29 protein-coding genes and 1 tRNA gene are annotated in these 26,558 nt (G+C 69.6%); 20 read left to right on the top strand and 10 right to left on the bottom strand.

Features of this window, described 5'->3' with window-relative positions:
- From ACFE86_RS05835 to ACFE86_RS05815, 5 genes are all read right to left on the bottom strand, one after another.
- A partial coding sequence (locus ACFE86_RS05835) for an ATP-binding cassette domain-containing protein (protein ID WP_375454381.1) occupies positions 1 to 264 on the bottom strand: 264 nt, incomplete at its 3' end.
- Positions 261 to 566: a hypothetical protein gene (locus tag ACFE86_RS05830; protein ID WP_375454382.1), complete on the bottom strand. Its 306-nt coding sequence runs from the start codon at positions 564 to 566 to the stop codon at positions 261 to 263. The genes ACFE86_RS05830 and ACFE86_RS05835, both read right to left, overlap by 4 nt.
- Positions 566 to 1,000, bottom strand: a complete 435-nt coding sequence (locus ACFE86_RS05825) for a hypothetical protein (RefSeq protein ID WP_375454380.1) — start codon at positions 998 to 1,000, stop codon at positions 566 to 568. Before ACFE86_RS05825 ends, ACFE86_RS05830 begins: the two co-directional genes overlap by 1 nt.
- Before the next feature lie 34 nt (positions 1,001 to 1,034).
- A complete protein-coding gene (locus tag ACFE86_RS05820) occupies positions 1,035 to 2,018 on the bottom strand; it encodes a YVTN family beta-propeller repeat protein (protein WP_375454379.1) in 984 nt (327 codons plus the stop codon).
- Between the two features lie 137 nt (positions 2,019 to 2,155).
- The gene (locus ACFE86_RS05815; RefSeq protein WP_375454378.1) at positions 2,156 to 3,382 is read right to left on the bottom strand and encodes an ABC transporter substrate-binding protein; all 1,227 of its coding nucleotides are present in this window, start codon (positions 3,380 to 3,382) and stop codon (positions 2,156 to 2,158) included.
- Positions 3,383 to 3,580: 198 nt separating this feature from the next.
- Here ACFE86_RS05815 and ACFE86_RS05810 point away from each other — a divergent pair, with 198 nt between their 5' ends.
- From ACFE86_RS05810 to ACFE86_RS05780, 7 genes are read left to right on the top strand one after another with little or no spacing between them, the layout of a single operon-like run.
- Positions 3,581 to 4,114 (top strand): DUF3280 domain-containing protein, encoded by a 534-nt coding sequence (locus ACFE86_RS05810; RefSeq protein WP_375454377.1) that lies wholly within the window; start codon positions 3,581 to 3,583, stop codon positions 4,112 to 4,114.
- Between the two features lie 60 nt (positions 4,115 to 4,174).
- Positions 4,175 to 4,894 carry a (5-formylfuran-3-yl)methyl phosphate synthase gene (locus tag ACFE86_RS05805; RefSeq protein ID WP_375454376.1) on the top strand — a complete coding sequence of 240 codons (720 nt, stop codon included), beginning with the start codon at positions 4,175 to 4,177 and terminating at the stop codon, positions 4,892 to 4,894.
- Complete coding sequence (locus tag ACFE86_RS05800) at positions 4,891 to 5,502, top strand: uridylate kinase (protein ID WP_375454375.1); 612 nt, start codon at positions 4,891 to 4,893, stop codon at positions 5,500 to 5,502. Before ACFE86_RS05805 ends, ACFE86_RS05800 begins: the two co-directional genes overlap by 4 nt.
- Positions 5,499 to 7,040, top strand: coding sequence for a DUF6513 domain-containing protein (locus ACFE86_RS05795; RefSeq protein WP_375454374.1), 1,542 nt, complete (start codon positions 5,499 to 5,501; stop codon positions 7,038 to 7,040). The genes ACFE86_RS05800 and ACFE86_RS05795 overlap by 4 nt, the downstream gene beginning before the upstream one ends.
- Before the next feature lie 4 nt (positions 7,041 to 7,044).
- Positions 7,045 to 7,638, top strand: coding sequence for a DUF447 domain-containing protein (locus tag ACFE86_RS05790; protein WP_375454373.1), 594 nt, complete (start codon positions 7,045 to 7,047; stop codon positions 7,636 to 7,638).
- A 48-nt stretch (positions 7,639 to 7,686) separates the two neighbouring features.
- On the top strand, positions 7,687 to 8,226 hold the full coding sequence (locus ACFE86_RS05785) for an SRPBCC family protein (protein ID WP_375454372.1): 540 nt from the start codon (positions 7,687 to 7,689) through the stop codon (positions 8,224 to 8,226).
- Positions 8,223 to 9,200 (top strand): YncE family protein, encoded by a 978-nt coding sequence (locus tag ACFE86_RS05780; RefSeq protein WP_375454371.1) that lies wholly within the window; start codon positions 8,223 to 8,225, stop codon positions 9,198 to 9,200. The genes ACFE86_RS05785 and ACFE86_RS05780 overlap by 4 nt, the downstream gene beginning before the upstream one ends.
- 45 nt (positions 9,201 to 9,245) lie before the next feature.
- On the opposite strand, the gene ACFE86_RS05775 is transcribed toward ACFE86_RS05780, so the two are convergent.
- Positions 9,246 to 11,042, bottom strand: a complete 1,797-nt coding sequence (locus tag ACFE86_RS05775; RefSeq protein WP_375454370.1) for an alkaline phosphatase family protein — start codon at positions 11,040 to 11,042, stop codon at positions 9,246 to 9,248.
- A gap of 134 nt (positions 11,043 to 11,176) precedes the next feature.
- The gene (locus tag ACFE86_RS05770; protein ID WP_375454369.1) at positions 11,177 to 11,848 is read right to left on the bottom strand and encodes a metal ABC transporter permease; all 672 of its coding nucleotides are present in this window, start codon (positions 11,846 to 11,848) and stop codon (positions 11,177 to 11,179) included.
- Between the two features lie 254 nt (positions 11,849 to 12,102).
- Here ACFE86_RS05770 and ACFE86_RS05765 point away from each other — a divergent pair, with 254 nt between their 5' ends.
- The 9 genes from ACFE86_RS05765 (at position 12,103) to ACFE86_RS05725 (ending at position 20,118) form a co-directional block, all read left to right on the top strand.
- On the top strand, positions 12,103 to 13,395 hold the full coding sequence (locus ACFE86_RS05765) for a LarC family nickel insertion protein (RefSeq protein WP_375454368.1): 1,293 nt from the start codon (positions 12,103 to 12,105) through the stop codon (positions 13,393 to 13,395).
- Entirely contained in the window at positions 13,392 to 14,222 is an 831-nt protein-coding gene (locus tag ACFE86_RS05760; RefSeq protein ID WP_375454367.1) for an adenine nucleotide alpha hydrolase, read from the top strand. Before ACFE86_RS05765 ends, ACFE86_RS05760 begins: the two co-directional genes overlap by 4 nt.
- Complete coding sequence (larB, locus tag ACFE86_RS05755) at positions 14,219 to 14,899, top strand: nickel pincer cofactor biosynthesis protein LarB (protein WP_375454366.1); 681 nt, start codon at positions 14,219 to 14,221, stop codon at positions 14,897 to 14,899. Before ACFE86_RS05760 ends, larB begins: the two co-directional genes overlap by 4 nt.
- Before the next feature lie 68 nt (positions 14,900 to 14,967).
- Positions 14,968 to 16,083, top strand: coding sequence for an aldo/keto reductase (locus ACFE86_RS05750; RefSeq protein ID WP_375454365.1), 1,116 nt, complete (start codon positions 14,968 to 14,970; stop codon positions 16,081 to 16,083).
- 81 nt (positions 16,084 to 16,164) lie between these two features.
- A complete protein-coding gene (locus tag ACFE86_RS05745; protein WP_375454364.1) occupies positions 16,165 to 16,749 on the top strand; it encodes a HupE/UreJ family protein in 585 nt (194 codons plus the stop codon).
- 187 nt (positions 16,750 to 16,936) lie between these two features.
- Positions 16,937 to 17,488: an iron transporter gene (locus ACFE86_RS05740; RefSeq protein WP_375454363.1), complete on the top strand. Its 552-nt coding sequence runs from the start codon at positions 16,937 to 16,939 to the stop codon at positions 17,486 to 17,488.
- Positions 17,489 to 17,513: 25 nt separating this feature from the next.
- Entirely contained in the window at positions 17,514 to 17,846 is a 333-nt protein-coding gene (locus ACFE86_RS05735) for a cupredoxin domain-containing protein (protein ID WP_375454362.1), read from the top strand.
- A gap of 3 nt (positions 17,847 to 17,849) precedes the next feature.
- The gene (locus ACFE86_RS05730; RefSeq protein WP_375454361.1) at positions 17,850 to 19,253 is read left to right on the top strand and encodes a 4Fe-4S binding protein; all 1,404 of its coding nucleotides are present in this window, start codon (positions 17,850 to 17,852) and stop codon (positions 19,251 to 19,253) included.
- Positions 19,254 to 19,293: 40 nt separating this feature from the next.
- Positions 19,294 to 20,118, top strand: a complete 825-nt coding sequence (locus ACFE86_RS05725) for an FTR1 family protein (RefSeq protein ID WP_375454360.1) — start codon at positions 19,294 to 19,296, stop codon at positions 20,116 to 20,118.
- A 55-nt stretch (positions 20,119 to 20,173) separates the two neighbouring features.
- Here the strand turns inward: ACFE86_RS05725 and ACFE86_RS05720 are convergent, their stop codons facing one another.
- Entirely contained in the window at positions 20,174 to 20,455 is a 282-nt protein-coding gene (locus ACFE86_RS05720) for a hypothetical protein (protein WP_375454359.1), read from the bottom strand.
- A 144-nt stretch (positions 20,456 to 20,599) separates the two neighbouring features.
- Here ACFE86_RS05720 and ACFE86_RS05715 point away from each other — a divergent pair.
- From ACFE86_RS05715 to ACFE86_RS05700, 4 genes are all read left to right on the top strand, one after another.
- A tRNA-Ile gene (locus tag ACFE86_RS05715) sits at positions 20,600 to 20,675 on the top strand.
- Positions 20,676 to 20,761: 86 nt separating this feature from the next.
- Positions 20,762 to 22,534 (top strand): DUF6538 domain-containing protein, encoded by a 1,773-nt coding sequence (locus tag ACFE86_RS05710; RefSeq protein WP_375454358.1) that lies wholly within the window; start codon positions 20,762 to 20,764, stop codon positions 22,532 to 22,534.
- Positions 22,535 to 22,807: 273 nt separating this feature from the next.
- Positions 22,808 to 23,500, top strand: coding sequence for a hypothetical protein (locus ACFE86_RS05705; RefSeq protein WP_375454357.1), 693 nt, complete (start codon positions 22,808 to 22,810; stop codon positions 23,498 to 23,500).
- 266 nt (positions 23,501 to 23,766) lie between these two features.
- Positions 23,767 to 25,242 carry a type IV secretory system conjugative DNA transfer family protein gene (locus ACFE86_RS05700; RefSeq protein WP_375454356.1) on the top strand — a complete coding sequence of 492 codons (1,476 nt, stop codon included), beginning with the start codon at positions 23,767 to 23,769 and terminating at the stop codon, positions 25,240 to 25,242.
- Positions 25,243 to 25,246: 4 nt separating this feature from the next.
- On the opposite strand, the gene ACFE86_RS05695 is transcribed toward ACFE86_RS05700, so the two are convergent.
- Complete coding sequence (locus ACFE86_RS05695; protein WP_375454355.1) at positions 25,247 to 25,702, bottom strand: hypothetical protein; 456 nt, start codon at positions 25,700 to 25,702, stop codon at positions 25,247 to 25,249.
- 134 nt (positions 25,703 to 25,836) lie between these two features.
- Complete coding sequence (locus ACFE86_RS05690) at positions 25,837 to 26,556, bottom strand: hypothetical protein (RefSeq protein ID WP_375454354.1); 720 nt, start codon at positions 26,554 to 26,556, stop codon at positions 25,837 to 25,839.
- Positions 26,557 to 26,558 lie beyond the last annotated feature (2 nt).

Raw genomic sequence — 26,558 nt, 5'->3', positions numbered from 1 at the left:
CCGGGCCTGGAACACCACGCCGAGGCGGGCGAGCGCCCGGGACGGCTCGCGGTCGTGGGCATGGCCGAAGATCGCGACCCGGCCGTGGCGGTTGTCGTACAGGCGCGTGACCAGCGAGAACAGAGTCGTCTTGCCGGCGCCGTTCGGCCCGAGCAGCGCCATGAAACGCCCGCGCCCGACGGTGATCGACACGTCGGCGAGCGCCCGGCGCGCGCCGAAGCTGTGGCTGACGTTCGCCACCTCCAGCGCCGGGGTCCCGCTCATCGCCCGAGGGCCCGTCTGGCGTCGCCGACGGCGTCGAGGCACTCGTCGAACTCGGCCTCGCCCTGCTCGCGCTCGGCCGCCCGCAGGGCCTTCCTCAGCTTCGGCAGCGCCGCCTCGGGCGGGTCCTTCGCCAGCGCGTCCCGGATCATGGCGATGCCGTCGGCGCAGGCGGCTCTCTCGTCGGCGAGGGCGGGCGCGGTCAGCAGCGTGGCGGCAAGGCACAGCGCGCGCGCCAGCCCTTCCCCGGCGAAAGGAGGCGGGAGAAGCGCGGCGCAGGCCCGACGAGGGACGGACACGCGCATCATCGCACCGTGATCGTGCCGGTCATGCCCTTCGCCTCCAGGCCGCGGGCCGCCCAGGTGTAGGCGCCCGGCCTGATCGCCACGAACTCGATCGCGATCTCGCCCGGCTCGTCGAATTCCAGGTGATCCGGCGGCCCGCCGCCGTGGATCTCCTTGTGCTCGATCACGATCTGGTTCCACCAGACGTAGCGGAAGAACTCGGAGGCGTAGAACTTGTACTCCTGCCGGCCCCTGGCGACGATCCGCAGGCGGTAGGCGCGGCCGGATTCGAGTTCGATGTCCCTGTTCTCGACGGCGAAGTCGTTGCCCGCGTCGTTGCCGAGCACGAGGTCGGGCAGGGTCTCGCGCTTCCTGGTGAGGTCGAGGGCGGACGCCGACCCGACGGCGAGGATGCCGGCGAGCGCCGCCGCGGCACGGGACAGTCCACGCATCATCCGCGTCCCCAAGCTCCGATAACAGGCTAGACGTTTACTGCGGCGAGACCGCCACGCCCCAGGGCAGCAGGCCCACGGGGATGCTCTTGACCACCTTCTCCGCCGCGACGTCGACCACCGAGACGTCGTTCGACGTGCCGTTGGTGGAGAACAGCAGCCCCTGGTCCGGGGTGAAGGCGAGCTGCCAGACCCGCTGGCCGACGGGCAGGTATTTCCGCACGTCGTAGCTCCCGGCATCGATCACCGCGATGCGGTTGGCGGGCCCGAGCGCCACGAAGGCCTTGGTCCCGTCGCGGGTGATGCGGATGCCCACCGGCTGGATCGCCTCGTCGTTCACGCCCGCGATCTTGAAGGTGATCTTCTTGACGACCCGCCGCCGGGCAACGTCGATGACGCTGACGGTGCCGCCGACCTCGGACGACACCCACAGCAGCTTGCCGTCGGCCGTGAACTCGGCAAACCGCGGCCGGGCGTCGACCAGCACGTTGTCGATCACCTGGAAGGTCTTGGTGTCGATGAAGTGGGCCATGTTCGTCGTCTCCGACGTGTTGACCAGCACCTTGCCGTCCGGCGACAGGCCCATGCCCTCGGGCTCGACGCCCACGGGGATCTCGGCGAGCACCTTGTTCTTCTCGATGTCGATGATCGTGACCTGGCTGTCGTCCTCGTTGGCGACGTAGAGCGGGTTGCCGGTGGCATCCAGGACGAACTGCTCGGGGTCCGGCCCGGAGCGGAGCGAGCGCACGACCTTGCCGGTGGCGGCGTCGAGAACGTCGATGCGGTCGTCGTCGCTGGCGCAGACGAAGACCTCCTTGCCGTCCCGGCTCACCGCGATGCCGCGCGGGCGCCGGCCGACCGCCCACGTCCCGGTGACGGCCATCGTGGCGGTGTCGATCACGCTGACCGAGTTGCCCTTCTCGTTGGAGACGTAGACCGTGAAGGCCGACGCCGGCGGCGACGGCCCGAGCGACGCCGCGAGCGCGGCAAGCCCCAACCCTGCTCTCGCGCAGCGGTCCATGCGTCTCCTCCCGTGGCGCTCTGGCGGCGCCGCTACACTGTTCCGGACGTTGTAGCGCGTTTCCCGCGCGTTGCGAGGGCGGCGCATCGGCGCTGCCCGCTTCGTGATCCGCGATCCGTCGGCGCGCGCGCCCGCCGTCACTTGAGCCTGCACGTCGTCTCCGGCAGGTCGGTGCCCAGGGTGTCCAGCGGCGTGCGCTGGTGCAGGAAGCCCTGCTCGGGCGCCACCGAGACCAGGGCCTTGGGCTGGACCACGATCAGCGGCTGGCGCAACTGGTGGTCCCAGGGGCGGAAGCTCAACGAGACGCCCTTGTAGGCCGGCAGGCCGAAGGCGGGGTCGGTCAGGTACGCGATCAGAATGGCCGGGTCGGTGCTCTTCCTCGCCGTGGCGGCGTCGCCGACGACCCGGACCGCGGCCCAGACCTGATAGTCGAGCGGCCGCATCAGCCGGCCGGAGAGCCGGCGGAAGCGGTTCTGCGCCTGCGCCGCGCCCCAGGTCTCCAGCACCGGCGACCACGTGGTGGCCACCAGCCCCTGCGTGCCGGCCACCGGCCGCGGATCGACGGTGCGATAGGCGACGTAGTCGCCCCAGTCGGCCGCCTCGTCGGCCACGACGGCCATGTCGTAATCGAGCCCGCGGGTGAAGACCATCGCCTCGGCGCGGGTCGGCGTGTCGCCCCGCGCCCTGGCCAGCGGCCCGAAGGTCCAGGGCTTCTCGGCGGTGATCTTCAGGGCGAATTTCCTCGCCGCGTTGCGCAACGCGTCGGCGTAGAGCCTGTCCGCGTCGGTCGGGCCGACGATCAGGAACAGTTTTCGCCAGCGCATGAAGGCCAGGTATTGCGCCAGCGCGTCGGCGAGCATCGCCCGGCTCGGCGCGACGTGGAACACGTTCGCTCGGCAATCGGCTCCGCGCAGGCGGTCGTCCGGGGCGAGGGCGTTGAGCACCACCGCGCCGTTGCCCTCGGCCCCGACCGCCTCGGACACGGCGAGCACCGCGTCGGCCGGGAGCGCCACCACGAGGAAACGGATGCCCTTGGCCGTCAGCGCCCTGGCCGCGTCGACCGCGCTCGGGCCGCCCTCGGTGAGCGCGATGTCGTCCAGGGCGTAGCTCCGCTTCGTGAAGCGGCCCGTCGTGTTGTTGTCGGCGATGCCCATCCTGGCGCCGGCCACGCCCTCGTCCGCCGGCGGGGCCTCCGCATCGTACGAGGACGGCACCGGCTGCGGCCGGTAGATCAGGCCGATATGCGTCGCCGCGGCTTCCGCGGGCTGCGCCGGCGCCGCGGCCGGCTCCTGGGCGCGGGCCGCGGTGCCGAGGATGGCGAGGGCGAGGATGGCGGCGCGTAGGAATCGTGCAGGATCGTGCATGGGGCGGGAGGTAGCAGCATTCGCGGCGCCGGTTCAACGCAGGCGCGCGATACGCGGCAAGCGAGCGATGCGCGCGATCCGGGAGGGCGATGCGCGAGCATTGCCAAAACGCCCGGCCGCGCGACCTATGCGGGGCGGCGGCCGGCCCGGCCGCGCGTTCCGCCGACCGCCCGGAGCCCCGCCATGATCAGTCGCGCCATGATCTGTCGCACATCGACCGTTCGCGCACCCTGCCTCGCGCTCGCGCTCGCCGCCGCCTGCCATCCGGGCGCGGCGCTGGCCGAGCCCGAGAAGGCGGCGATCTTCCCCGTCGAGCTGTTCGATCCGGGCGTCGTCGGCGGCCGCAAGGCCCGGCCAGACGAGGCGCGCAAGCTCGCGCTCGTCACCGAGGAACTGCGCAACGCCCTGAAGGACAGGGGCGGGCTGGAGCCCGTCGACACGGCGCCCCAGGCGCGGGAGGTCGACAGGCAGGGCCCGCTCTACAGGTGCGACGGCTGCGCCGCGCCGATCGCCAAGGCCCTGGGTGCGGATCTCGCCGTGACCGGCTATGTGGAGAAGGGGTCGGGCCAGATCTTCAACCTCAACGTCATCATCAGCGAGGCCGGCACCGGCAAGGTCGTGCGGGCCGGGCAGGTGGTGATCCGGGCCGACACCGACGACACCTGGGCGCACGCGATGCGCTGGATCGTCAAGAACCGCCTGCTCGCCGAGCCCCTGCCCGGCAAGTCGTGATGTTCAGGTCGTGATGTTCAGGTCCCCCGAACGCCGCCGCGTTCCCCGTGCGAGTGTCCCGTGTCCGAGTGTCCGCCGCCCGCCCCATGCCCGCCCCGCCTCCTCGTCAGCGTCCGCGACGCCGCCGAAGCCGAGGCCGCGATCCGTGCCGGCGCCGACCTGATCGACGCCAAGGACCCGGATGACGGCGCGCTCGGCGCCCTGCCCTGCGCCGTCGTCCGCGCCATCGTCGCGCGCACCGCCGGCCGCGCCGCGACGAGCGCGGTGGCCGGCGCGCCGGAGGCGGAGGAGTTGGAAGCCCGCGTCCGCGCGATGGCCGCGACGGGGGTCGCGTGGGTCAAGGTCGCGGTTCGCCCGGCCCTCCTCGCCGACGCCGCGTCCCTGCGCCGGGCGGCCGACGCGGCGCCCGCGCGCCTGATCGCGGTGCTGTTTGCCGAGGACGCCCCCTCCCCCGCCTGCGTGCCGGCGCTCGCCGCGGCGGGCTTCGTCGGCGCGATGATCGACACCGCCGGCAAGGAAGGCCGCCGCCTGCCCGACCTCCTCGATGCCGCCCGGCTGTCCGCCTTCACGGCCGCCTGCCGGACGCACGGGCTGGTCTCGGGGCTGGCCGGGTCGCTGCGCGCCGCCGACATCCCCGCCCTGGCGCGCCACCGGCCGGACTATCTCGGTTTCCGCGGTGGGCTCTGCCGCGACGATGATCGCCGCAACGGCCTCGATCCGGCCCGCATCGCCGGCGCGGTGCGGACCTTGCGTGGTCTTGCCGCCCGAGACGCTGCGTGAGCCCGCTCTCCGTCGTCAAGGTCGGCGGCAGCCTCTGCGCCGACCCCGGGCGCCTTGCGGGCCTTCTCGCGGCGCTGGCCGAGGGCGTTCACGGACGCTGCGTGATCGTGCCGGGCGGGGGCGCCTTCGCCGACGCGGTGCGCACGGCGCAGGCGCGCGAAGGCTTCGACGACGCCGTCGCACATCGGCTGGCGCTCGATGCGATGGCCCGCATGGCGGCGTCGTTTCGTGAGATCGAGCCGCGGCTGGTCCGCTGCGCGGCGCTTTCCCTCCCCCGCAGAGGGGGGAGGGAAAGCGCCGGCGGGGTTCTGGAAAACGAAGCTCTGGTCTGGGACCCCACCCCCCTGAAGGCCGGCCATCCCGACATCCCCGAGACCTGGGATGTGACCTCCGACAGCCTCGCGCTGTGGCTCGCGGCGGCGGTCGGCGCCGGGCGCTGCGTGCTCGTGAAATCCACCGACGCCCCCTCCGGCCGCAGCCCGGCGGAGCTGGCCCGCCTCGGCCTCGTCGACGCCGCGTTCCCGGCCTTCGCGGCGGCCTATGCCGGCGCCATCGAGGTGTGGGGACCGGACGGCGCGGTGAGGCTCGCCCACCGGATCGCCGCGTGAGCGCGGCTGACCCCGGCACGCGCCCGGCCGAGCACATCGTGTTCGTGACCGGCAAGCTCGCCCGCGCCCGGCTGGAGAAGGTGGCGGGCGGCCTGCCGGCCGACCGCTTCGCCTGGAGCATCGCGGATGCGGGGGTGAAGGTCGCAGCCCTCATGACCGAGGAGATCATCCGCCGCCGCGTGACCATCCCCGCGGGCGCGACCCGCATCGTCCTGCCGGGGCGGTGCCGCGCGAATCCCGACGCGCTGTCGGCGCATTTCGGCCTGCCGGTCGAGCGCGGGCCGGACGAGGTCGTCGACCTGCCGGCCCATCTCGGGCTCGCCGGCCGCATGCCGGACCTGTCGCGCCACGACCTGCGCATCTTCTCCGAGATCGTCGACGCCTCGAAGATGACCGCCGCGCAGGTGGTGGCCAAGGGCCTCGACCTCGCGCGCCGCGGCGCCGACGTGATCGACCTCGGCGGCCTGCCGGACACGGCGTTCCCGCACCTTGAAGACTGCGTGCGCGGCCTGAAGGCGGAGGGGCTCCGGGTCAGCGTCGATTCGTTCTCGCTCGACGAACTGCGCCGCGGCGCGGCGGCCGGGGCCGACTACCTGCTCAGCCTCAACGAGGAGACCCTGGATCTGGCCTTCGAGTCCGAGGCGGTGCCGATCCTCGTGCCGATGCGGCCGGACGACCTGCCCTCGCTCGACCGGGCGATCGAACGGATGGTGAGGGCGGGCCGTCCCTTCATCGCCGACCCGATCCTGGAGCCGATCCATTTCGGCTTCGTCGACGCGATCGTCCGCTACCGCGCGACGCGGGCGCGCTGGCCCGACATCGCGATGATGATGGGCACCGGCAACCTCACCGAACTCACCGAGGCCGACAGCCTCGGCATCACGGCGCTGCTGGTGGGCATGTGCTCGGAGCTGTCGATCGGCAACGTACTGATCGTGCAGGTCTCGAACCACACCCGCCGCACGGTGGAGGAGCACGACGCCGCCCGCCGGGTGATGTACGCCGCCAAGCAGGACGCTGCCCTGCCCAAGGGCTACGGACGGGCGCTGCTGGCCGTTCACGACAAGCGCCCCTTCGTGCAGACGCCCGAGGAGATCGCGGGGCTGGCCGCCGCGGTGCGCGATCCGAACTACCGGATCGCCATCGCCGAGGACGGCATCCACGTCTACAACCGCGACGTCCACAGGGTCGGCACCGACGCGATGGCCTTCTTCACCGATCTCGATGTGGCGCGCGACGGCGCCCACGCGTTCTATCTCGGCGGCGAGTTGACGAAGGCCGAGACCGCGTGGCGGCTGGGCAAGCGTTACGTGCAGGACGAGCCGTTGGACTGGGCCTGCGCGGCCGATGCCGCGGTCGAGGACACCACCGCCTTCAAGAAGGCCGGCCACACCCGGCATTCCGGCCCGGACGCAGCCGCGGGCACGCGCGACGCCGGGGTTCCGCCGGACGCCGATGCGTCGGCGCCCCGCACCATCGATGCGGACGAGGCCCGACGCGCGGCGACCCTCGCCGACATGCCGGCCGGGGAGGCGTGAGCGCGTGCCGCTGATCCTCGAGACCATCGTCACCACGCTGTCGCAGGAGGGCGGCGTGCACCTCGTGCCCTTCGGCCTGATCCGCGAGGGCGACGACTACGTGCTCGCCCCGTTCCGGCCCTCGCCGACGATCCTCAACCTCGACGCGAACCCGTGCTTCTGCGCGTCGAGCCCGCGCGACGTGCGGGTCATCGCCGGCGCCGTCACCGGCCGGCGCGCGTGGGCCGTCGTCGATTGCGACCGCATCCGCGGCAAGCGGCTGGCCGACAGCTTCGGCCATGCCGAGTTCGCGGTGGCGGCCGTCGAGGACGACCCGACGCGTCCGCGCTACCGCGGGCGCATGGTCCATTCCGCGGCGCATGCGCCGTTCATCGGCTACAACCGGGCGCAGGCCGCGGTGCTGGAGGCGGCGATCCTCGCGACGCGGCTGCACAGGCTGGCGCCCGACAAGATCCTGGCCGAGATGCGCTATCTCGCCATCGCGATATCCAAGACGGCCGGCCCGCGCGAGCGGGAAGCCTGGGACTGGATCGAGGACAAGGTCGCCGCCCATCTCGGGACCGACGCCCGCATCCTCGCCGCCGCCGACGCCGCATGAGACGGCGGATGTTCGGGGAAGACACCCCATGACAGGAAAGGATCGCCGATGAGAAGACTGGCCCTCACGAGTGCCGTGGCGATCGCCGCGGTCGCGGCCTCCACGGCCCAGGCCCACGGCCCGACCCGCAAGAAGGTCGAGGAGACCGTGCAGATCAACGCCGGCCCGGACAAGGTCTGGGCGGTGATCGGCAACTTCCAGGACATGAGCTGGCTGCCGCCGGTGGAGAAGACCGAGGGCAAGGAGGGCAACACCCCCGACAAGGCGACCCGCGTGCTCACGCTGAAGGGCGGCGCCACCGTCGAGGAGAGCCTGTACAAGTACGCCGCCGAGAAGATGAGCTACTCCTATCGGATCACCAAGGTCGACGTGAAGACGCTACCCGTGAACGATTACTCGTCCACGCTTCATGTCGAGCCGGACGGCGAGGGCAAGTCGAAGGTCTCGTGGAACGGCGCGTTCTACCGCGGCTACATGAACAACGATCCGCCGCCCGAACTGAACGACGAGGCCTCGCAGAAGGCCGTGCGCGGCCTCTACCGCACCGGCCTCGACGCCCTGAAGGCCACGGTCGAGAAGGGCTCTTGAGCCGCCCCGCGGCACGCAGGCGCGGGGGCCGGCGGCTCGCCGGCCTCCGGCTCGCCCTCGGCTTGAGCCTCGTACCGCTCCCGGCGCTCTCCGCCGAGGCGGTCGTCACGGCGCAGGGCGCCGACGCCGTCGACGTGATCGACATCGACGCCGGCACGATCGTCGCGCGGATACCGGTCGCCGGCTCGCCCGCCGGCGTCGCGCTCTCCCCCGACCGCAGGACCGCCTACGTCACCCGTCCCGACGGGCCGGGGATCGCGATGATCGACCTCCCGTCGCGAAAGGTCGTGCAGATGCTGCCGCTGCCGGGCGGGCCGCTCGGTATCGCGGTCAACCCGAAGAGCGGCGCGGTCTACGTCGCCGACTGGTACGCCGAGCGCCTGTTCGTGCTGGTCCGGACCGAGGCCGGCCTGCGGCTCGACGGCGAGGTCGCGGTCGGCGCCTCGCCGTCGGGCATCGCGGTGACGCCGGACGGCGCGACGGTGCTGGTCGCCAACCGTGCAGCCGATACGGTCTCGGTGGTCGATGCCGCGACGCGCCGCCAGACCACAATGATCCCGGTCGGGCGGCACCCGTTCGGCATCACCCTCGATGCGGACGCCAAGCGCGCCTACACCGCCAACGTCACCGGCGACGACGTATCGGTGATCGATCTGGCGACAAGCCGCGAGATCGGCCGGGTGAAGACCGGCCAACGCCCCTACGTGGTCGCCCTGGCGGCCGGGCGCGGCTTCGTCACCGACCAGTATTCCGGCACGGTCACGGTGTTCGACCGCGCGACCCTGGAACCGGCGGCGCGGATCGAGGTCGGCGACCACCCGGAAGGCATCTCCGCCTCCGCCGACGGGCGCTCCCTCTACGTCGCCAACTGGGGCTCGAACACGCTCTCGGTGATCGATGCGGACAGGCTGACGGTGACCCGCGAGATCAGGACCGACGACGGCCCGCGCGCGTTCGGAGACTTTTTGCGATAGGGCGGTCCGCGGGGTGGGCGTTCTGCCGCGTCCGCTACCCTCGCCTCAATCCAGCCCGAAGGTCCGCCCCGGGAAGCCCGCCGCATCGAAGTAACGCTGGTCGCCGACCTGCTGGAAGCGCAGCACCGTGGTCAGGCCGGCGGGCGAGGGCTCGGAGCGCAGCGTGCCGGAGGTCGCCTCCGGCACCGCCGCCCCTCGCATCGCCTCCCGCATCGGCCGGCCGATCATCCGGCCCTTGGCCGGGATGTCGAGCCCGAGCAGAAGGGCCAGCGTCTGCCCGATGTCGGCGTTGCTCACCGGCGCCGGGTCGACGAAGCCGGCCTTGAAGCTCGGGCCGATGGCCGCCATGAAAGTGTGGGTGTCGGCCCGGCTGAAGCTGCCGTGCATCCCCTGCCCCTGCTGCAGCGCGGTGTCGGCGACCTCGACGACGCAGGTCTCCGGGTCGGCGCAGCCGGTGCTGTAGGAGCGGAAGTTGACGACGATCGCCGGCACCGGCGTCACCGCCTCGCCCTTCAGGTTCACCGCCGAGAGCGGCAGCGCGCCGGGAAACGACCCGAGCGCGTCGTCGACGAACAGGCCGCTGACGTAGTCCTGCGCCAGCAGGGCCGCGACGGCGCGGGCGGCGAGCGCCCTGTCCCCCTTCGGAATATAGACGAGGTTGGAGCCGCCGTTGACCGCGACGACGAGGTCCGGCGCGCCCGGATCGGGGCCGAGCAGCGCGTTGCCGAGCTTCGGCCGCTGCCCCGGCGCGATCGGCGCGGCGCCCGTGTCCGGCTCGTGCAGCGGCAACGCCAGCGCCGCGGCGAGGTCCAGCGCCAGGAAGCCCGGCGGCAACTGGCCCGGCGGCACGCCGGGAATGGTGGTGCGCGCCGACGGGCTCGTCGCGCTCTCCTTGGAGATGGTCGAGAAGCCGTGGTCGGCCGCGACCACGATGTCGGTGGTCGCGGCGAGCCCGAGTTCGTCGAGCGCCCGGCGCAAGCGCGCGAGGTTGTCGTCGGCGTTGCGGATGCCGGCGAGCGAGGTCGGCCCGTTGATGCCGGGCACGAGCCTGCCGAGGCTGTCGCCCTGGTTGTGCTGGGCACCGTCCGGGTCGCGCGACCAGAACACCAGGACGAACGGCTTGTCCCGGCCCTTGAACAGCGGCAGTACCACCTTCGTGGCCACCTCGGCGAAGTAGGCCTGCTGCGCGACGTTCGCCACCAGCGTTCCGGGGGTCGTCGCGTCGCCCGCCTTGCCGTTCTCGCCGCGCGCGGGCGCCGCCGCCGGCAAGCCGTTGCGCGCGAGCAGGTCCCGCATCTCGGCGCTGAACGGGATGCCCCGGGCGGAGCCGGTCTCGTCGTCGACGACGATCGTCGGGGCGCCGGTGCGGCCGAGGTGATCGAAGATCAGCGTCGGCCCGACCTTGCCGATCGCCGCAGTGCTGATCCCGGCCTTCGCGGCGGCGTGCAGCACCGTCTCCTCGCCGAGCCAGTCGCCGTTGAAGCCGGCGTCGAGTTCGCCGAGCACGGCGTCGTTCTCGACGAACGGCGTCACGGTCCCGTTCTGCGCCGCGATCGGCTTGGCGGTGTAGATCGTGTTCGAGAAGTCGCCGGTGTCGCCGAGATGGTGGCCGGTGGCCATGCCCGAGGCGTTGGCGGTGGTGAAGGTCGGGAACAGCGCGTGGCTGTTGGCGAGGTTCACCCCGGCATCGCGAAGGGCGGCCATCGCGGGCGCGGTCTCGGGGCTCACCATCCCGGCGCGCAGGCCGTCGGGGACGAACAGGATGACGTTGCGCGGACGCTCGGCCGCCGAGGCCGCGCCGACGAGGCTCGCCACGATCAGCCCGCCGATGATGCCGCGCATCGATGTTCCCCCTGCTCGAACCCTGCGCTCCGGCCATGGAGGCCGGGCGCGGATTTTGTTCTCGCCGCGATGGTGTGACGGCCGTGTGACGGCGTCCGTGCGATCGTCCCGGCGGGAACCGCCGTCGGCGACGCCTACATCGGCGGGGTCAGCCCGTCCTTGCCCACGGCGACCCGGCGGGCGCTGACCGTCGCGCCGTCCCGGGCTGCGGTGACGAAAGCCTTGGCGCCGGGCTTCAGCACCGATCTGTCCGCGGGCTCGAAGGCGACGACGGGCGCCTGCGGCGGCACCAGCACCGTCTGCGCGCCGTCCTTGTAGGTCACGGTGAGCGTCCGCGCGCCGCCGGCGCCCGTGCTGCCGGCCACGGTGCCGTTGGTCATCGCGCTCTTGACCCGCGGGGCCGGCGCGTCCGCCCTGACCGTGCCGTTGGTCATCGCGCTCTTCACCCGGGCGCCGCCGGCGGTGGTGTCCGGGATCGTGTCCCAGCCGTAATGGCCCTCGCCGGTGCCGCGCATGGCCTCCGGGAACAGCACGACCTCGATCGCGGTGCGCGGGTTCTCACCCTTGGTGGCGGTGCCGATGAAGGTGCCGTCCTTGACGTCGTCGAGGCTCGCCTTGACCACCGAGACGAACTTCGTGTCGTCGGCGAGCGCAACCGTCTCCGAGGCTCCGTCGATCGTCCTGAGGGTGATCGAGCCGGGCTCGACCGCCTCGATCGTCCCGCGCAGGCGCTCGACCTGCGGGGCGGCCTGCGCGGCGGTGAGCGTCAGGAGGCTGGCGAGCGCGAGGGCCGGGATGCGTGTCATCGAGGGCTGCCTGTGTTGCAATGCGAGCGGAAGGCTTGTGCGCGACCGCACCGCGGTCCCCGTCGGATACCCGACGCCCGGCGATCCCGCCATATCAGATTGCACGATGGCGCGGCCTTTCGCGCGGCGGCACGGGGGCTCCGGTTTCCCCTGCGGGAAGTGCCAATTCCCTGCGGGGGGCTTGCCCCGAAACCTTTCCGGCCGATCTCGCGTTCGACGGACAGGCACAGGGCCCGACGCGCCACCGGACAGGCATGCAGATCCACCTCGACGCGCTCGGCGGCATGGCCGGCGACATGTTCGCCGCCGCCCTCCTCGACGCCTTCCCCGAGCATGCCGAAGGCGTGGCAGCGAGCGTGCGAGCCGCGAGCCGCGCGGGCGTCGCCTGCCGGCTCCTGCCGCACAACGACGGCATCCTCCAGGGCAGCCGCTTCCTGGTCTCCGGCCCGGGCGAGGCCGCGCCCTCCGGCTCGGCGCCGCGCGGCCACGATCATGCCCACGACGGCCACGGGCATCCGCACGATCGTCGCGAGCACCATCACCACGACGGCGGGCACGGCCACCGGCCGTGGTCCGAGATCCGCGAATCCCTCGGGCGCGCCGGCCTCGAAGCAGCGGTCCGCGCGCACGCGCTCGCGATCTTCGGCCACCTCGCCGCGGCCGAGGCGCGGGTTCACGGCATCGCCGTCGAGCAGGTCGCCTTCCACGAGGTCGGCGCCTGGGATTCGATCGCCGACATCACGGCGGCCGCCCACCTGATCGCCGCGGTCGGCGCGACCCGCTGGAGCGTCGGCGCCCTCCCCCTCGGCTCGGGCTTCGTGCGCACGCAGCACGGGCTGCTGCCGGTGCCGGCGCCCGCCACCGCGCGGCTGCTGGAGGGCTTCCCGACCCATGACGACGGCGTGCCCGGCGAGCGGGTGACGCCGACCGGCGCCGCGATCCTGCGCCACCTCTGCGGCGGCGCGTCCCAGCCGCGGGCGCAGCCGCGGACCCTGCTGCGCTCGGGCGTCGGGTTCGGCACGAAGCGCCTCCCGGGCCTGAGCAACTGCGTCCGCGTGCTGGCCTTCGACGAGGCGGCCGCCGAGGCGCATCCGGATCACCGCACCGTCGCGGTGATCGAGTTCGAGGTCGACGACCAGTCCGGCGAGGACCTCGCGATGGGGCTCGACCGGCTGCGCGCGCGGGCCGACGTGCTCGACGTCGTGCAGATGCCGGCCTTCGGCAAGAAGGGCCGGATGCTGGCGCATGTCCGCGTGCTCGCCCGCGCCGAGGCCCTCGAGGCCGCCGCCGCGGCGTGCTTTTCCGAGACCACCACGATCGGCCTGCGGCACGCGCTCGTCGCCGGCCGCGCCCTGCCCCGGCAGGCCGCCAGCGTCGCGGTCGATGGCCGGCGCGTGCGGGTGAAGCTCGCCGAGCGGCCGGGCGGGCGCACCGCCAAGGCCGAGGCCGACGACGCGCTCGCGCAGGAAGGCCACGCCGCGCGGGCCGCCCTGCGCCGCACGGCCGAGGCGCTGGCGCTCGCCGATGGGCCGGAGCGGGCGTCGTGAGCGCGCCCCGCGCCCGGCTTGAACCCGTGCTGCGCGCGATCGGCCCGCTGGCGGTGGCGGTGAGCGGCGGCGTGGACAGCCTGACGCTGGCCGCCCTCGCCCATCGCGTCCTCGGGGCCGAGGCGGCGCTGATGGTGCATGCCGCCTCCCCCGCCGTGCCGGCAGACGCCACCGCCCGCGTCCGCGAAGAGGCGGCGCGCGGAGGCTGGAGCCTGCGGGTGATCGAGGCCGGCGAGTTCGCCGATCCGGCCTATCGGGCCAACCCGGTCAACCGCTGCTTCTTCTGCAAGACCAACCTCTACGGCGCGATCGCCCGCGTCACCGCCCGGCCGATGGTGTCGGGCGCCAACCTCGACGACCTCGGCGAGTACCGGCCCGGCCTCGACGCCGCCCGCGGGCACGGCGTGCGCCACCCCTACGTCGAGGCCGGCCTCGACAAGGCCGCCGTCCGCGCGCTTGCCCGCGACCTCGGCCTCGGCGCGGTGGCCGACCTGCCCGCCGCCCCCTGCCTGTCGAGCCGGGTCGAGACCGGCATCCGCATCGAGCCGGAGACGCTGGCCTTCATCCACGCCGTCGAGCGCCGCGTCGGGGCGCGGGTGGCAGCGCAGGGCGATCCGCGCCGCGCCGTGCGCTGCCGGGTGCGCGCGGCCGGTATCGTGGTGGAGCTCGATCCCGCGAGCCTCGCCGGCCTCGACGCGGGCGCCCGCACGGATCTCGCGGGCTGGATCGCGGCGCAGGCGCCCGCAACCCTGGCGCGCGGGCCGGTGCGCTTCGAGCCCTACCGCACCGGCAGCGCCTTCCTCGTGGGCGCGGAGGCTCGGGCGTGAGCGTGGCGGACGAATTCACCCTCGACTTCGCGCGCCCCGAGCGGATCGGCCTGGAGGAGGCGGTGTTCTGCGCCGGCAAGTCGGCCGCGCAGATCGCGGCGATCCTCGATGCGGCGGCCGCGCGCGAGGCCCGCTTCCTGCTGACCCGCCTCGATCCGGACAGGCACGCCGCGCTCGGCGTCGGGCATCGCCGCAGGCTCGATTACTGCCCGGTCTCGCGCACGGCCTTCTTCGGCGCGCCGCGTCCGGTGGACGGGCCGGCCCGCATCGCCATCGTCGCGGCGGGCACCTCCGACGTGCCGGTGGCGCGGGAGGCCGAACGGACGCTGGCCTACCAGGGCCGGGCCGCGACGCTCGTCGCCGATGTCGGCGTCGCCGGCCTGTGGCGGCTCACCCGGCGGCTGGAGGAACTCCGGGCGCACCCGGTCGTGATCTGCGTCGCCGGCATGGACGCGGCGCTGCCGAGCGTGCTCGGCGGCCTGGTCGCGGGCGCCGTCATCGGCGTGCCGACGTCGGTCGGCTACGGCGTCGCGGAGGGCGGCCGCACGGCGCTCGACGCGATGCTCGCGAGCTGCGCGCCGGGCCTGACCGTCGTCAACATCGACAACGGCTACGGCGCGGCCTGCGCCGCGCTGCGCCTGCTCCACGCCGCCGACCGCCTCAAGGCTGCCGGCTGAGACCCCTCCCGCCCCGCGAGGGGCTTTCGCGGTCCTGACCGGACCCGCAAACCGATGAGGCCGACACCATGGAACGCCGCAGCTTCCTCCAGAGCGCCGTCGTCGGCGCGGGCCTCGCCGCCGCCGGCAGCACCACCGCCACCGCCGCCGTGAACCCGGCCGCGCTTCCGGGCAACCGCCCGGCCGACCCGGCCGACCTGCCCTTCGTCACCGATCCGGGCGAGCGCCGCGGCGAGATGCTCTACCGCGCCTTCGGGCGGCACGCCGAGAAGCTCTCGGTGATCGGCATGGGCGGCTTCCACCTCGGCAAGAGTGCGCTCAGCAACGCCGACGCGGCACGCCTCATCCACGAAGGGATCGATCGCGGCATCACCTTCATGGACAATTGCTGGGACTACAACGACGGCCGCTCGGAGCTGCGCATGGGCGCAGCCCTCAGCGAGAGCGGCTACCGCGACAAGGTGTTCCTGATGTCCAAGATGGACGGGCGCACCAAGGCGGAGGCGGCCAGGCAGATCGACGAATCGCTCAAGCGCCTGCGCACCGACCGGATCGACCTCGTCCAGCACCACGAGATCCTGCGCTACGACGACCCCGACCGGGTCTTCGCCGAAGGCGGCGCGATGGAGGCGTTCGTCGAAGCCAAGCAGGCGGGCAAGCTGCGCTACATCGGCTTCACCGGCCACAAGGACCCGCGCATCCACCTGCAGATGCTGGAGGTGGCGCACGAGCGTGGCTTCGTGTTCGATGCCTGCCAGATGCCGCTCAACGTCATGGACGCGCATTTCCGCAGCTTCGGCCACCTCGTGCTGCCCTATCTGGTGCAGAACGGCATCGCCGCGCTCGGCATGAAGACCTTCGGCGACGGCGTGATCCTGAAGAGCGATGCGCCGATCAAGCCGGTCGAGTACCTGCATTTCGGCCTGAACCTGCCGGTCTCGGTGCTGATCACCGGCATCGAGAGCCGCCGCGACCTCGACCAGGCGTTCGAGGCGGTGAAGACGTATCGGCCGATGGACAAGGCGAAGGTCGCCGAACTCCTCGGGCGCAGCCGCCCCTACGCGCTGGAGGGCAAGTACGAGTTGTTCAAGACCAGCGCGACCTTCGACGGCACCGCCAAGAACGCGGCGTGGCTCGGGGAGGACGTGCCCGGCGTCAAGACGCTCGCCCCGACGATGGAGTGATGTTTGCCGTAGCGCCCGTCGCCCATCCGTCCGATGATCGCCGCCATCACCCTTCGGGACCGTAACCGTTCAGGATTTGCCATGAAGCCGTTCGCTGCCCTCGCCCTCCCCGCCCTAGTGCTGCTGCCGCAGGCCGCGCTCGCCCATTCCGGCCACGGCGAGGCGGCAGGCCTCGCCCACGGTTTCCTGCACCCGCTTGGGGGCGCCGACCACGTGCTCGCCATGGTCGCGGTCGGCCTGCTCGCGGGCCTGCGCGGCGGGCGGGCGCCGTGGGTGCTGCCCGCGTCCTTCCTCACGCTGATGGCGGCGGGCGCCGGCCTCGGCATGGCCGGGATCGGCCTGCCGTTCGCCGAGACCGGGATCGGGCTCTCGATCGTGGCCTTCGGCCTCGCGGCCGTGTTCGGCCTCGGCCTGCCGGTGAGCGCGCTCGCCGCGCTCGTGGGCGGCTTCGCCCTGTTCCACGGCTACGCGCACGGCGCCGAGATGCCCGAGACCGCCTCCGGTCTCGTCTACGGGCTCGGCTTCCTCGCCGGCACCGCCCTGCTCCACGCCGCCGGCCTCGGGCTCGGGCTGATCGCCGCGCATGCCGGCCGCACGCGGGTCGCGCCCGTGCTGGGCGGGGCGGTGGCGGCCTCCGGCGCCGCGCTGCTCGCGGTGCATTTCTAAGTAGAGCGGTCCGGCGGGTCATGCACCCGCCGGACCAAGCGCGATCAAAACACTTGTTTCGTTTTTCGATCGCCAGAATAACCGTCGAATTCGACTGAAAGACTTCCAGTTTGGAACGATTATCATTTGAGCATGTGACGAACATGCCTCTTCCAATTTCGTCGCGTCCGGGTATGCGATGCGTCCCATGCGCGCGACCCTCATCACCCTCCCGCTGCTCGCCGGCCTCGCCGGGCTGACCGCCCCCGCGCTCGCCAAGGAGATCCCGATCGGGCCGCACGTGACCCGGAACGGCCTCGAGGTCGCCGCGGTCTACCTGCAGCCGATCGAGATGGACCCGCCCGACATGATGCGCGCGGCGGCGCAGTCCGACCTGCATCTCGAGACCGACATCCGCGCCGCCAAGGACAACCGCAACGGCTTTGCCGAGGGCGACTGGGTGCCGGCGCTGACCGTGACCTTCGAGGTGGTGAAGCTCGACGGCGACAAGCCCACCGACCAGAAGGTCGCGGGCGCGCTGATGGGCATGGTCGCCAACGACGGCCCGCATTACGGCGACAACGTCAAGCTGTTCGGGCCGGGCCGCTACCGCCTGAAGCTGTCGGTGGCGCCCCCCGGCCCGCACGCGCATTTCGGCCGCCACGTCGACAAGGAGACGGGTGTGGCCGCGTGGTTCGAGCCGTTCGACGTGACCCAGGACTTCACCTTCGCCGGCATCGGCAAGAAGGGCGCTTACTGACATGGGAAAGCCGAGGCCGTCGGCCATGATCCGTCTTCCGAGCCTCCTCGGCGTTCTCGTGATCGCCGTCCTGAGCGTGTCGGCGCGCGCCGACGACATGCCGGTGATCAAGGTCGAGATGCGCGACGGCGTGATCCTGCCCGCGGTCATCGAGGTGCCGGCCAGGACCCGCTTCAAGCTGGAGATCTCCAACACCGGCGCCTCGCCGGCGGAGTTCGAGAGCGCGGAGCTGAAGCGCGAGAAGGCGCTCGCGGCCGGCTCCACCTCGGCCATCGTGTTCCGCACCCTCGATCCGGGCAGCTACGACGTCTTCGACGACTTCCATCTGGGGGCGAAGGCGACGCTGGTGGCGAAGTAGCCGATGGCCGCATCGAGCCTCATCCTCGAGCGGGAGGCGTGGATCGACGGACGCCTCGCCGGCCTCGGCGACTGGCTCCGGCGCCACGGCGGCGCGCTGCGCACCGTGCAATGGGCGGTGGTCGGCCTCTACGTCGTGCTCGTCACCGTCCCCGCCTTCCTGCCGCTGCCGGACCGCAGCGCGCATCTCTGGTCGAACCTGACGCTGGCCGCGCAGTTCGCGTTCTGGGGCATCTGGTGGCCCTTCGTGCTGGTCAGCATGGTGGTGGCCGGCCGGGCATGGTGCGGCGTGCTCTGCCCCGAGGGCACGCTCACGGAATTCGCCAGCCGCTGGAGCCTCGGCCGCGCCGTGCCGCGCTGGATCACCTGGGGCGGCTGGCCGTTCCTGGCGTTTGCCGCCACCACGGTCTACGGCCAGATGGTCAGCGTCTACGGCTACCCCAAGCCGGTGCTGGCCGTGCTCGGCGGCTCGACGGTGGCGGCGGTGGCCGTCGGCCTCGTCTACGGCCGCGACAAGCGGGTGTGGTGCCGCTACCTCTGCCCGGTCAACGGCGTGTTCGCGGTGCTGGCAAAGCTCGCGCCGGTGAGCTTCCAGGTGGACGGCGCGGCCTGGGGCGCCTCTCCGAAGCCGGCGCGCCGCGACGGCTTCACCTGCGCGCCGCTGGTGCCGGTCAAGACCATGCGCGGGGCCGGCGCCTGCCACATGTGCGGGCGCTGCAGCGGCTACCGCGGCGCGGTGCGGCTCGCCCGGCGCTCGCCCAACCACGAGATCGTCAACGTCGCCGGCTCGGAGCCGTCGCCGGACCAGACCGTGCTGATCCTGTTCGGGATGATCGGGCTCGCCGTCGGCGCGTTCCAGTGGTCGTCGAGCCCCTGGACCATCGACGCCAAGCAGTGGCTCGCCACCTGGCTGATCGAGCGCGGCATCACGTGGCCGCTGGAGACCTCCGCGCCGTGGTTCGTGCTGACGAACTACCCCGAGCATAACGACGTGCTGACCCTCCTCGACGACGCGGTGCTGCTCGCCTACGTCGCTGGGGCCTGCCTCGGCATCGGGCTGGCGCTGACGGGGCTGGTGGCGCTCGCGGCCCGCGCCCTCGGGCCTTGGTCCACCGCCCGCTTCCATCACCTCACACAGGCCCTGATCCCGATCGCCGGCTGCGGCGTCTTCCTCGGGCTCTCCGCGCTCACGGTCACGTTCCTGCGTGGCGACGGCATCGTGATCCCCCACGTCCAGGAGATCCGGGCGGCCCTGCTCGGGGGTGCGAGCCTGTGGAGCCTGTGGCTCGCGTGGCGGGTCGCGGGCCTGTCGGCCGGCGGCCTGCGCCGGATCGCGGCGACCGCCGGCATCGCCGCCGCCGCCGGGCTCGCGGTGGTGAACTGGGCCCTCCTCTTCTGGATCTGGTAGCGCGTCGGCGCTGCCCAACCGCGACAGCTAGGACATCCGCATGATCGGAGCCTTCGTCATCGCCTTCCGCGAGGTCATCGAGGCGGGCCTCATCATCTCGATCGTGCTGGCGGCCACCCGCGGCATCCCGGGCCGCGGGCGCTGGGTCGCGCTCGGAATCGCTGGGGGACTGGCCGGCGCCGCCGCCGTCGCGCTGTTCGCCGAGCGGATCTCGGATGCGTTCGAGGGTGCGGGGCAGGACCTGCTCAACGCCGCCGTGCTCATCGTCGCCGTGATGATGCTGATCTGGCACAACACCTGGATGAGCGCGCACGGGCGCGAACTTGCGGGCGAACTCCGCGCGGCGGGCGAGGCCGTCCGCTCCGGCCGCCGCAACGCGGCGGCGCTCGCGCTCGTCGTCGGCGCGGCGATCCTGCGCGAGGGCGCGGAACTGGTGCTGTTCCTCTACGGCCTCGTGGCCTCGGGCGCGTCCGGTGCCGATCTTCAGGTCGGCGCGCTCGCCGGCGTCGCCACCGGCGCGCTCCTGTCAGGCGTGAGTTACTTCGGCCTCGCCGCGATCCCGAGCCGCTACGTGTTCTCGGTGACGAGCGTGCTGATCGTCCTCCTCGCCGCCGGCCTCGCGGCGCAGGCGGCGCAGTTCCTGTCGAATGCCGGCATCGTCACCGGGTTCGACCAGATCCTGTGGAACAGCTCCGCGCTGATGCCCGAGAATGGCTGGCCGGGTCGGGTTCTGCACGCCCTCGTCGGCTACACCGACCGTCCCACGGCGTTGCAGGGTATCGTCTATGTCGCGACGATCCTCGTGATGGTCGGGCTGATGCAGGTCACCACCATCGGCAAGCGCCGGGCGGTCCGCACCGCCTGACGCCGGATGCCCGCGGATTCCGGGCCAGCCTCGGCCGGCCCGGTTGCCCGTCCGCTCAGTACGGCGAGCCGTAATAGGGCCGGCGGACCGGCCGGTACTGGTCCCGGGCCGGACGGGCGTAGCCGTCGCCGTAGGCGCCAAGATACGGGTCGAGCCGCGGATCGCGGTAGTTGCCGTTATTGACGCCGGCCGAGCGGTCGTTGCCGCTGAGCGCCGAATACGGCGAGAGCCCGCTGCCGCTGTCCCCGTTGCCGCCGCCGCCGCGGGCGAGCACCGCCCCCGCCGAGCCGAGGATGAGCGCGGCGGCCAGCGCCGCCCGAATCGTCGTTCCCGTCATGATCGTCTCCGTTGCGGCGCACGCGGCGCGTTGCGGACAGAACAGGTTCGCGCCGGACGTTGTTCCGGCCCGCGCCGGAACCCGGACCCGACCGGGGTGACGACGCCCGCGATCTCGGATACGCCTTCGGCTGCCGCCACGGCAGGGCCTGTAGCTCAATGGTTAGAGCCGACCGCTCATAACGGTCTGGTTGCAGGTTCGAGTCCTGCCGGGCCCACCAATTTTCTTCTAAGCAGCTGTAAGCGCTTAACGTTCGTCGACCATACGGCCTTGCGAAGGGCCGAAATGCATAACAATCTGCATAACATGGACGATGAGAACGTGCCCCTGCCCAATCATGTGATTCGCCGGAACGGCGTCTTTCAGTACGTGCGACGCATCCCGGATGATGTTGCAAGTGCCTTCGCCACGACCCGGATTCAGCGCTCGCTGAAGACCCGGATCCCGACCGAGGCGAGGTTGCGGGCAGCTCAGATCGACCGGGATGTCGAAGAGCAGTTCACGAAGGCACGCCTGAAGCTTGGCTTCCAAGTGGCGCCTGTAGTGCATGAAGGGTGGACATGGCCCGACTGGGAAAACTTCATCGCCTGGCTCAAGGCGACCTGGATCGACGATGACCTGCAGCTGCGCGCGAAGGCGATGACGGGTCGGCACCTATCCCGCGATGAGGTGCCGAACCGGGCCGTCTGGCTGGACGCGTTCGTGCTCAAGGAGAGGATCGCCCTTAAAAAACGACTTCTTGATATGAGCATCGCTGATTACGGCCGGGAGCGCATCTCATACCTGCAGACCTATGCGACGCGCCTCGGGGTGACCCTATCGATTTCCTCCCCCTATTACGACCAAATCCTGCGTGGATGCCTGCAAGCCGAACTCCACGCGCTTGATGTCGTCTTCGATCGTGAGGGCGGCAAACCCGTGAGCCACATCCATCCCGATACGATCGACGGACCTTGGCGCCGGAAGGCAACACAGATCGATATGACCCAAGAGGTGGTCGCATCTATCTCAGCTGTGACCCATGGCGCCGGCAAATCGCTCGATGAATGCATCGACGAATGGATTCGAGATCGAGAGAGGCTCAAGAAAAAAGTTGATGCTCATCTCGTCGCGGACATGCGCGCGACGATCAAGCGGTTCGCGGATCTCACCAAGGTCACGGATGTCGGCTTGGTCGAACGCAAACACGTCATCCGCTTTCGGGATCACCTAACCGATCATGCCGGCTACAAGGTCGCGACTGTCAACAAAAAAACCGGCTTTCTCACCACCATGGTCGCGACGGCGTCCGGTAAAGGCTGGGTCCACAGTGCGATCGAGGGCGGTATCTACATTGACGTTCCGGAAAATGAGGACAAGCGCGATTCATATTCACCTGACGAACTCAGCCGCATCTTCGCTCATCCGATCTTCCGCTCCGGTGAGCGATTGGCCCGTGTGAAAGCGTGCGGCGAACTCCAATTCTGGCTGCCGCTCATCTCGTGCACGCACGGTTTGATCTCGTCCGAGATTCTTCAGCTTGGCCCTGACACGATTTGCAAGCACCCCGACGCCGACGTGTTGTGTTTCAGGGTAACGACGGCAGGCGGACGAGCCATCAAAGCTTATTCTCGGGAGCGTTACGTGCCGATTCGGAAAGAGCTTTTATCCTTCGGTTTCCTCGGCCTCGTCGACGCAGCCCGGCAAAAAGGATGGCGCACCTTGTGGAGCACCATTGAGGACAAATCAGGTGATATCTCAATCGCGTCCAATTATTTCTCGGCGTTTTGGAGCGAATTTTCAAAAAATACGATCGGTATCAATGAAGAACAGAAATCACTTTATTCATTTCGACATTCATTTAAAGATGCTCTTGATCGTGCAAAAGCTTCATTGGAAGTAAAGCAGGCGCTTATGGGGCATTCAGACCCTGGAACTACAGGTCGATATGGGGCGAAGCGCCGGCCCAAGCCCGTCGACATAAAGATTCTGAGCCGAACGATTCAAAAACTTGAATGGAAGTTTATTCCATTGATTTTAATTAATCCACTAGGCCAGCAGCCAAGTTCTCAATTAAAATCGCCTCGTGTTAATTGCTGATGTATTGGTATTAAATTGCCTTTCACATGCCGTAGCACACTTCTATGGGCGACGCCTAGCAATAGCTGATGTGTCTCCGTCGATGCTGTCGACCGCCGGCTACACAACTCTGTGCGAAGTGGACGCTTGCAAGTCTCGAATAGTAAATAAGATATCTAGTTTCCATAATTTATCAACTTATATTCTACGAATTTTATTATTTCGGCAAGCAATTTTTACAAAAAATTTATTTGCACGGCCATATTGCTTAACTAACAGACAGGGACGCTTCGAATGACCCCTCAGATTAAAAGTTTTATTATAAAAGCGCTGCGTGCAGCAAGATTTAAGTCGCGCCAAAATAATAATCTAGACTCACCACAGCCGTTGAGGATCGACCGACCCGACGTTGCTGAAGGAGATTTCAGTGATCATCAAGCAGCAGCACATGAGGTTGGGCATGCATTAATCGCATTAGAACAACAACATCGGATCCTCTACGCTTCCATAGAAGATTTTTATGATGGAAAAAGGTTTGGAAAGCAGGTTCTAATTAGAACTCAAGGGAGCTCGACGTTCTTCCAGTCGGGCGGCGTTGCCGGCTCGATTTATTTTTATTTGTTAGAAAACAATAAAACTTTGAATAACCTCAGTTTCGATGATTACCTACAAAATCAAATTGGCTCGTCTATCGATTATCAACAATTTATCAATCAAACGTCCGAGATATCAAATAATTTTCACGAACTGGCTTTTTGTCTGAAAGTCATGCGGTCGATCGAAAATAACTCGAAGGCTTTTATCGATCTTGTAAACGCCTTGTCCCAATCTAAAATTCTGTCTGGGTCAAACGTCCGACTTATTAAAGAGGGTAACGCAATGGACCATGCAGCAAACAAAGAGATGATTTTTCGATATTCAAGAAAAGGGCGAATTCATTCAAGTCACACGAGTATAAACGAACCAAATAATGAAAGATATTTCTAGGATATTTTTATCTATTTTTACTATTCTGCTGGAACAAGAAAATGCATCAAGAAAAAATTCTTAAACGCTCTATTGCCTTGATCATCGTCGTCGTCGTTATGCTAAGTTTTGGCTACCCAGCCGCATTCATTGCAACGCATGGCCTAAATCCAGCGGGATGGCCATCTGGTCCCGGCCTCCCCGGAGCCTGGTTCTCACCGGAGGGCGCGACTCTCGGCGAGAAGTCTGGTTTTTTCGTCCAGCGGATCGGCAGAACATACACGAACATGGCACTCGGCCGATCGGACGGCCTTCCGGGCGGCGGCCGTGTCGCTTTGGCCGCGATCGTCGCTGCCGCAGCGCTAGCCATCGTGATCGTGCTGATGAGCGGCAAGCTCGTGCCGGTCCGCCATCGCTCCAAGCGCTACGGCGATGCCAAGTGGGCCGGTCCCAAGGATCTCGCTCGCATGCGCAGGGGTCTTGAACTCGGTATCGATCCCGATACGGACCGGACGGTCCGCATCCAGGTCGAGGGCAACTTGGTAGCCATCGCGCCGCCGAGGTCGGGCAAGACCTCTGGGTTGATCCTGCCCAACTTGATCCTTCCGGAGCCCGGCGCGTGGGCCGGCCCGGTCGTGGTCGTCGATCCCAAGGGCGATGTGGTGAGGGCGGTGCGCCGCCGGCGCGAGGCGCTCGGGCGCCGGGTCCGCTGCATCGATCCGGTCGGGATCGCTCAAGGTGGGGATCGCTGGAACCCGTTGCTCAAGCGCGATGCGGGCGACGTGCTCTACCTGCAGAGCATGGCCCGCGCGTTGCTGCCGGACCGGGTGCAGTCCTCGGATGGCGGCGAGTTCTTCAAGGACCGCGCCGTCTCGGTCGTCGTCGCGGCGCTGAGCGTGTCGATCAGGAGAGGCCGAAACGACGTCATCGAGGCGGCCGACCTGATCCGCGACCCTGTCCGGCTGAAGGCTGCGCTCGACGGCCGGACCGATGCCGCATCACGCGATGCGCTCGGGATCCTCGATTCACCCGACGATCGCTCCCGCGGAGCGATCCTGTCGACGGCGGCACAGGTATTCAGTTGGGCCCTCGACGAGCGCATGCAGCAGGTGGTCACCGAGCATACCTTCGAGTTGAGTGATCTCTGCCGCGGCGACACCGATCTCTACATTGTGCTTCCGGCCGACAACCGCCGTGCGATCCTCGCCCCGTTCGTCAGGTGGTTGCTCGCCGACTTGTTCACAGCCGTCCGCGAGACGCGCGCCTCCGAGCGGATCGTGGCGATCATCGACGAGGCAGCAGTGCTCGGCTCCTTCGATGCGATCCTGCGAGGCGTCGGCGAGCTGCCGGGCTACGGGATGTCGTTGTGGACGTTCTGGCAGACGAGTTCACAGATCGAGGAACTCTACGGGACGACGGGCGCCGACACGATCATCGGGACGGCCGAGGCGCTGATGCTGTTCAATCTGTCGATGGCGCAGGGTCAGGAGCGGCAGAAATGGTCCACTTCGCTCGGCACCTGGACCGGGGCCGATCCGCGTCCGGGCCGAAACGGCGGACCCGACATCCACGATGTTCCGGTCTCCGTCGATCTCGTTGCGCCGACCGCCTTGGCAGGGGCCACCAAGGACCACACGATCGTGTTCCTCAACTCGGGCCGCTACACCACCGACCCGCTCAAGCTGCGCAAGACCAAGTACGATGATGCCCGGTTCGCGGGGCTGCTCGACGGGGCGCAACCCGTCGGACCGACCCGGTCGTAGCAGTTCAGGGCTGGATCTGCAGGGCGGCTCTCGGCACGGCTGCCGTGGCGTAGCCGAGGCGTGGGTACCACACCCCGATCACCGGATCGGCGGCGGTTCGATCAAACACCGGCGCCGTCCACCCCTGGGACAGGGCGAGGACCTGCTCGCTGCCGTCCGGCAGCCTGAAGGTCGCGACTCCCTTCTGGGTCAGGACGGCCAGGGGCCGGGTGTTCTGCCAGGACAAAGCGAGCCAGGGACCGCCGACGACGATCAGGCCGATGGTGATCGGCGAGAGCGTCATTCGGATCAGGGCGGACCCCAGGCGGCGCCTGAGCCCTCCCCTCCGCCAGAGCCGGGGAAGCGGGATTCGGCGTCGCTCGGGCACGAAAATCGCCTCCAGAGAGCGACGCAGCGCGACGCGGTCGGCCGGGACGAGATCGGGATCGTCGAGGTAGCGGATGCGGTCGGCCAGGGCCAAGCCGAGGCATTCCGTCAAGCGCTGCGCACTCGCAGCCGAGACGGCACGCTCGGCCGCATCGGCCTCCGCCCGCGCCTGCCTCAGCGCAAGGTCGGGACCTGCCCGTGCGGGGCGGACTGGCGGCTCCGGCGGCCTCATCCGACCAGCCACTCGGCAGCCGGCTTGACGGCTTGCATCGCCTCGGCGCGGAAGCGCGTCAGGTCGCGTCGGATTCTGGAGCCGAGGGCCAGCCCGTGGCGTTCGTTCAGTTTGGCCGCATCGAGCTGCGGGATGCTCGCCAGGCCGCCTGCCTGCAGGATCTCGACCGCCTTCTCTTCCATGACCTGCTCGGCAAGCATGGTCACGGTCGCGCCGGTGCCGATCTTGGCCAGCGTCTTGGCATCGACTTCGCCGCGAAGGCGGTTCTCGACCACGAAGCGCGCCGCAGCGAACGGCTCAGCGAGCTTGAGCAGGCGGGGCGCCTCGGCGAGCGCACCCGGTTCGGCGGTGACGAGGACGAGCACGCCGATCGCGACCCCGGCCTCCTTCAGGTCCGGGGCGAGGTCTGCGAGCAGAGCAAGGAAACTCGCCGAGGTGTTGGCGCCGATATCGGCGATGGTCGGCAGGGTCGCGGCCGTCATCGCATCGATGATCGGATCGAACTCGGCTCTCGCCGCGCGACCGCCGGTCCGTTCGATCGCGGCGCGGTCGGCGCGCATCGGGAAAAACTGGACGCGGTCCCTTAATTCGAGAAGCCGTTGCGAGGCATCAACCTCGATCAGCGGTGCCTCGGGCACGGCGTCGGCCAGCGCTCGCGCGACGATCGACTTGCCGACGCCACCCTTGTCTTGAACCACGAGCAGGATACGGGGCATCG

This window comes from uncultured Methylobacterium sp. (assembly GCF_964244095.1).
GTDB lineage: Bacteria > Pseudomonadota > Alphaproteobacteria > Rhizobiales > Beijerinckiaceae > Methylobacterium.
This window is presented reverse-complemented; position numbering and strand designations above follow the sequence as displayed.

Excerpts from the sequence above, each read along its gene's own strand:
- ACFE86_RS05830 (WP_375454382.1), bottom strand. The coding sequence starts at position 566 with ATGCGCGTGTCCGTCCCTCGTCGGGCCTGCGCCGCGCTTCTCCCGCCT.
- ACFE86_RS05825 (WP_375454380.1), bottom strand. The coding sequence starts at position 1,000 with ATGATGCGTGGACTGTCCCGTGCCGCGGCGGCGCTCGCCGGCATCCTC.
- ACFE86_RS05820 (WP_375454379.1), bottom strand. The coding sequence starts at position 2,018 with ATGGACCGCTGCGCGAGAGCAGGGTTGGGGCTTGCCGCGCTCGCGGCG.
- ACFE86_RS05815 (WP_375454378.1), bottom strand. The coding sequence starts at position 3,382 with ATGCACGATCCTGCACGATTCCTACGCGCCGCCATCCTCGCCCTCGCC.
- ACFE86_RS05810 (WP_375454377.1), top strand. The coding sequence starts at position 3,581 with ATGATCTGTCGCACATCGACCGTTCGCGCACCCTGCCTCGCGCTCGCG.
- ACFE86_RS05785 (WP_375454372.1), top strand. The coding sequence starts at position 7,687 with ATGAGAAGACTGGCCCTCACGAGTGCCGTGGCGATCGCCGCGGTCGCG.
- ACFE86_RS05775 (WP_375454370.1), bottom strand. The coding sequence starts at position 11,042 with ATGCGCGGCATCATCGGCGGGCTGATCGTGGCGAGCCTCGTCGGCGCG.
- ACFE86_RS05770 (WP_375454369.1), bottom strand. The coding sequence starts at position 11,848 with ATGACACGCATCCCGGCCCTCGCGCTCGCCAGCCTCCTGACGCTCACC.
- ACFE86_RS05765 (WP_375454368.1), top strand. The coding sequence starts at position 12,103 with ATGCAGATCCACCTCGACGCGCTCGGCGGCATGGCCGGCGACATGTTC.
- ACFE86_RS05750 (WP_375454365.1), top strand. The coding sequence starts at position 14,968 with ATGGAACGCCGCAGCTTCCTCCAGAGCGCCGTCGTCGGCGCGGGCCTC.
- ACFE86_RS05745 (WP_375454364.1), top strand. The coding sequence starts at position 16,165 with ATGAAGCCGTTCGCTGCCCTCGCCCTCCCCGCCCTAGTGCTGCTGCCG.
- ACFE86_RS05740 (WP_375454363.1), top strand. The coding sequence starts at position 16,937 with ATGCGCGCGACCCTCATCACCCTCCCGCTGCTCGCCGGCCTCGCCGGG.
- ACFE86_RS05735 (WP_375454362.1), top strand. The coding sequence starts at position 17,514 with ATGATCCGTCTTCCGAGCCTCCTCGGCGTTCTCGTGATCGCCGTCCTG.
- ACFE86_RS05730 (WP_375454361.1), top strand. The coding sequence starts at position 17,850 with ATGGCCGCATCGAGCCTCATCCTCGAGCGGGAGGCGTGGATCGACGGA.
- ACFE86_RS05725 (WP_375454360.1), top strand. The coding sequence starts at position 19,294 with ATGATCGGAGCCTTCGTCATCGCCTTCCGCGAGGTCATCGAGGCGGGC.
- ACFE86_RS05720 (WP_375454359.1), bottom strand. The coding sequence starts at position 20,455 with ATGACGGGAACGACGATTCGGGCGGCGCTGGCCGCCGCGCTCATCCTC.
- ACFE86_RS05710 (WP_375454358.1), top strand. The coding sequence starts at position 20,762 with ATGGACGATGAGAACGTGCCCCTGCCCAATCATGTGATTCGCCGGAAC.
- ACFE86_RS05705 (WP_375454357.1), top strand. The coding sequence starts at position 22,808 with ATGACCCCTCAGATTAAAAGTTTTATTATAAAAGCGCTGCGTGCAGCA.
- ACFE86_RS05700 (WP_375454356.1), top strand. The coding sequence starts at position 23,767 with ATGGCACTCGGCCGATCGGACGGCCTTCCGGGCGGCGGCCGTGTCGCT.
- ACFE86_RS05690 (WP_375454354.1), bottom strand. The coding sequence starts at position 26,556 with ATGCCCCGTATCCTGCTCGTGGTTCAAGACAAGGGTGGCGTCGGCAAG.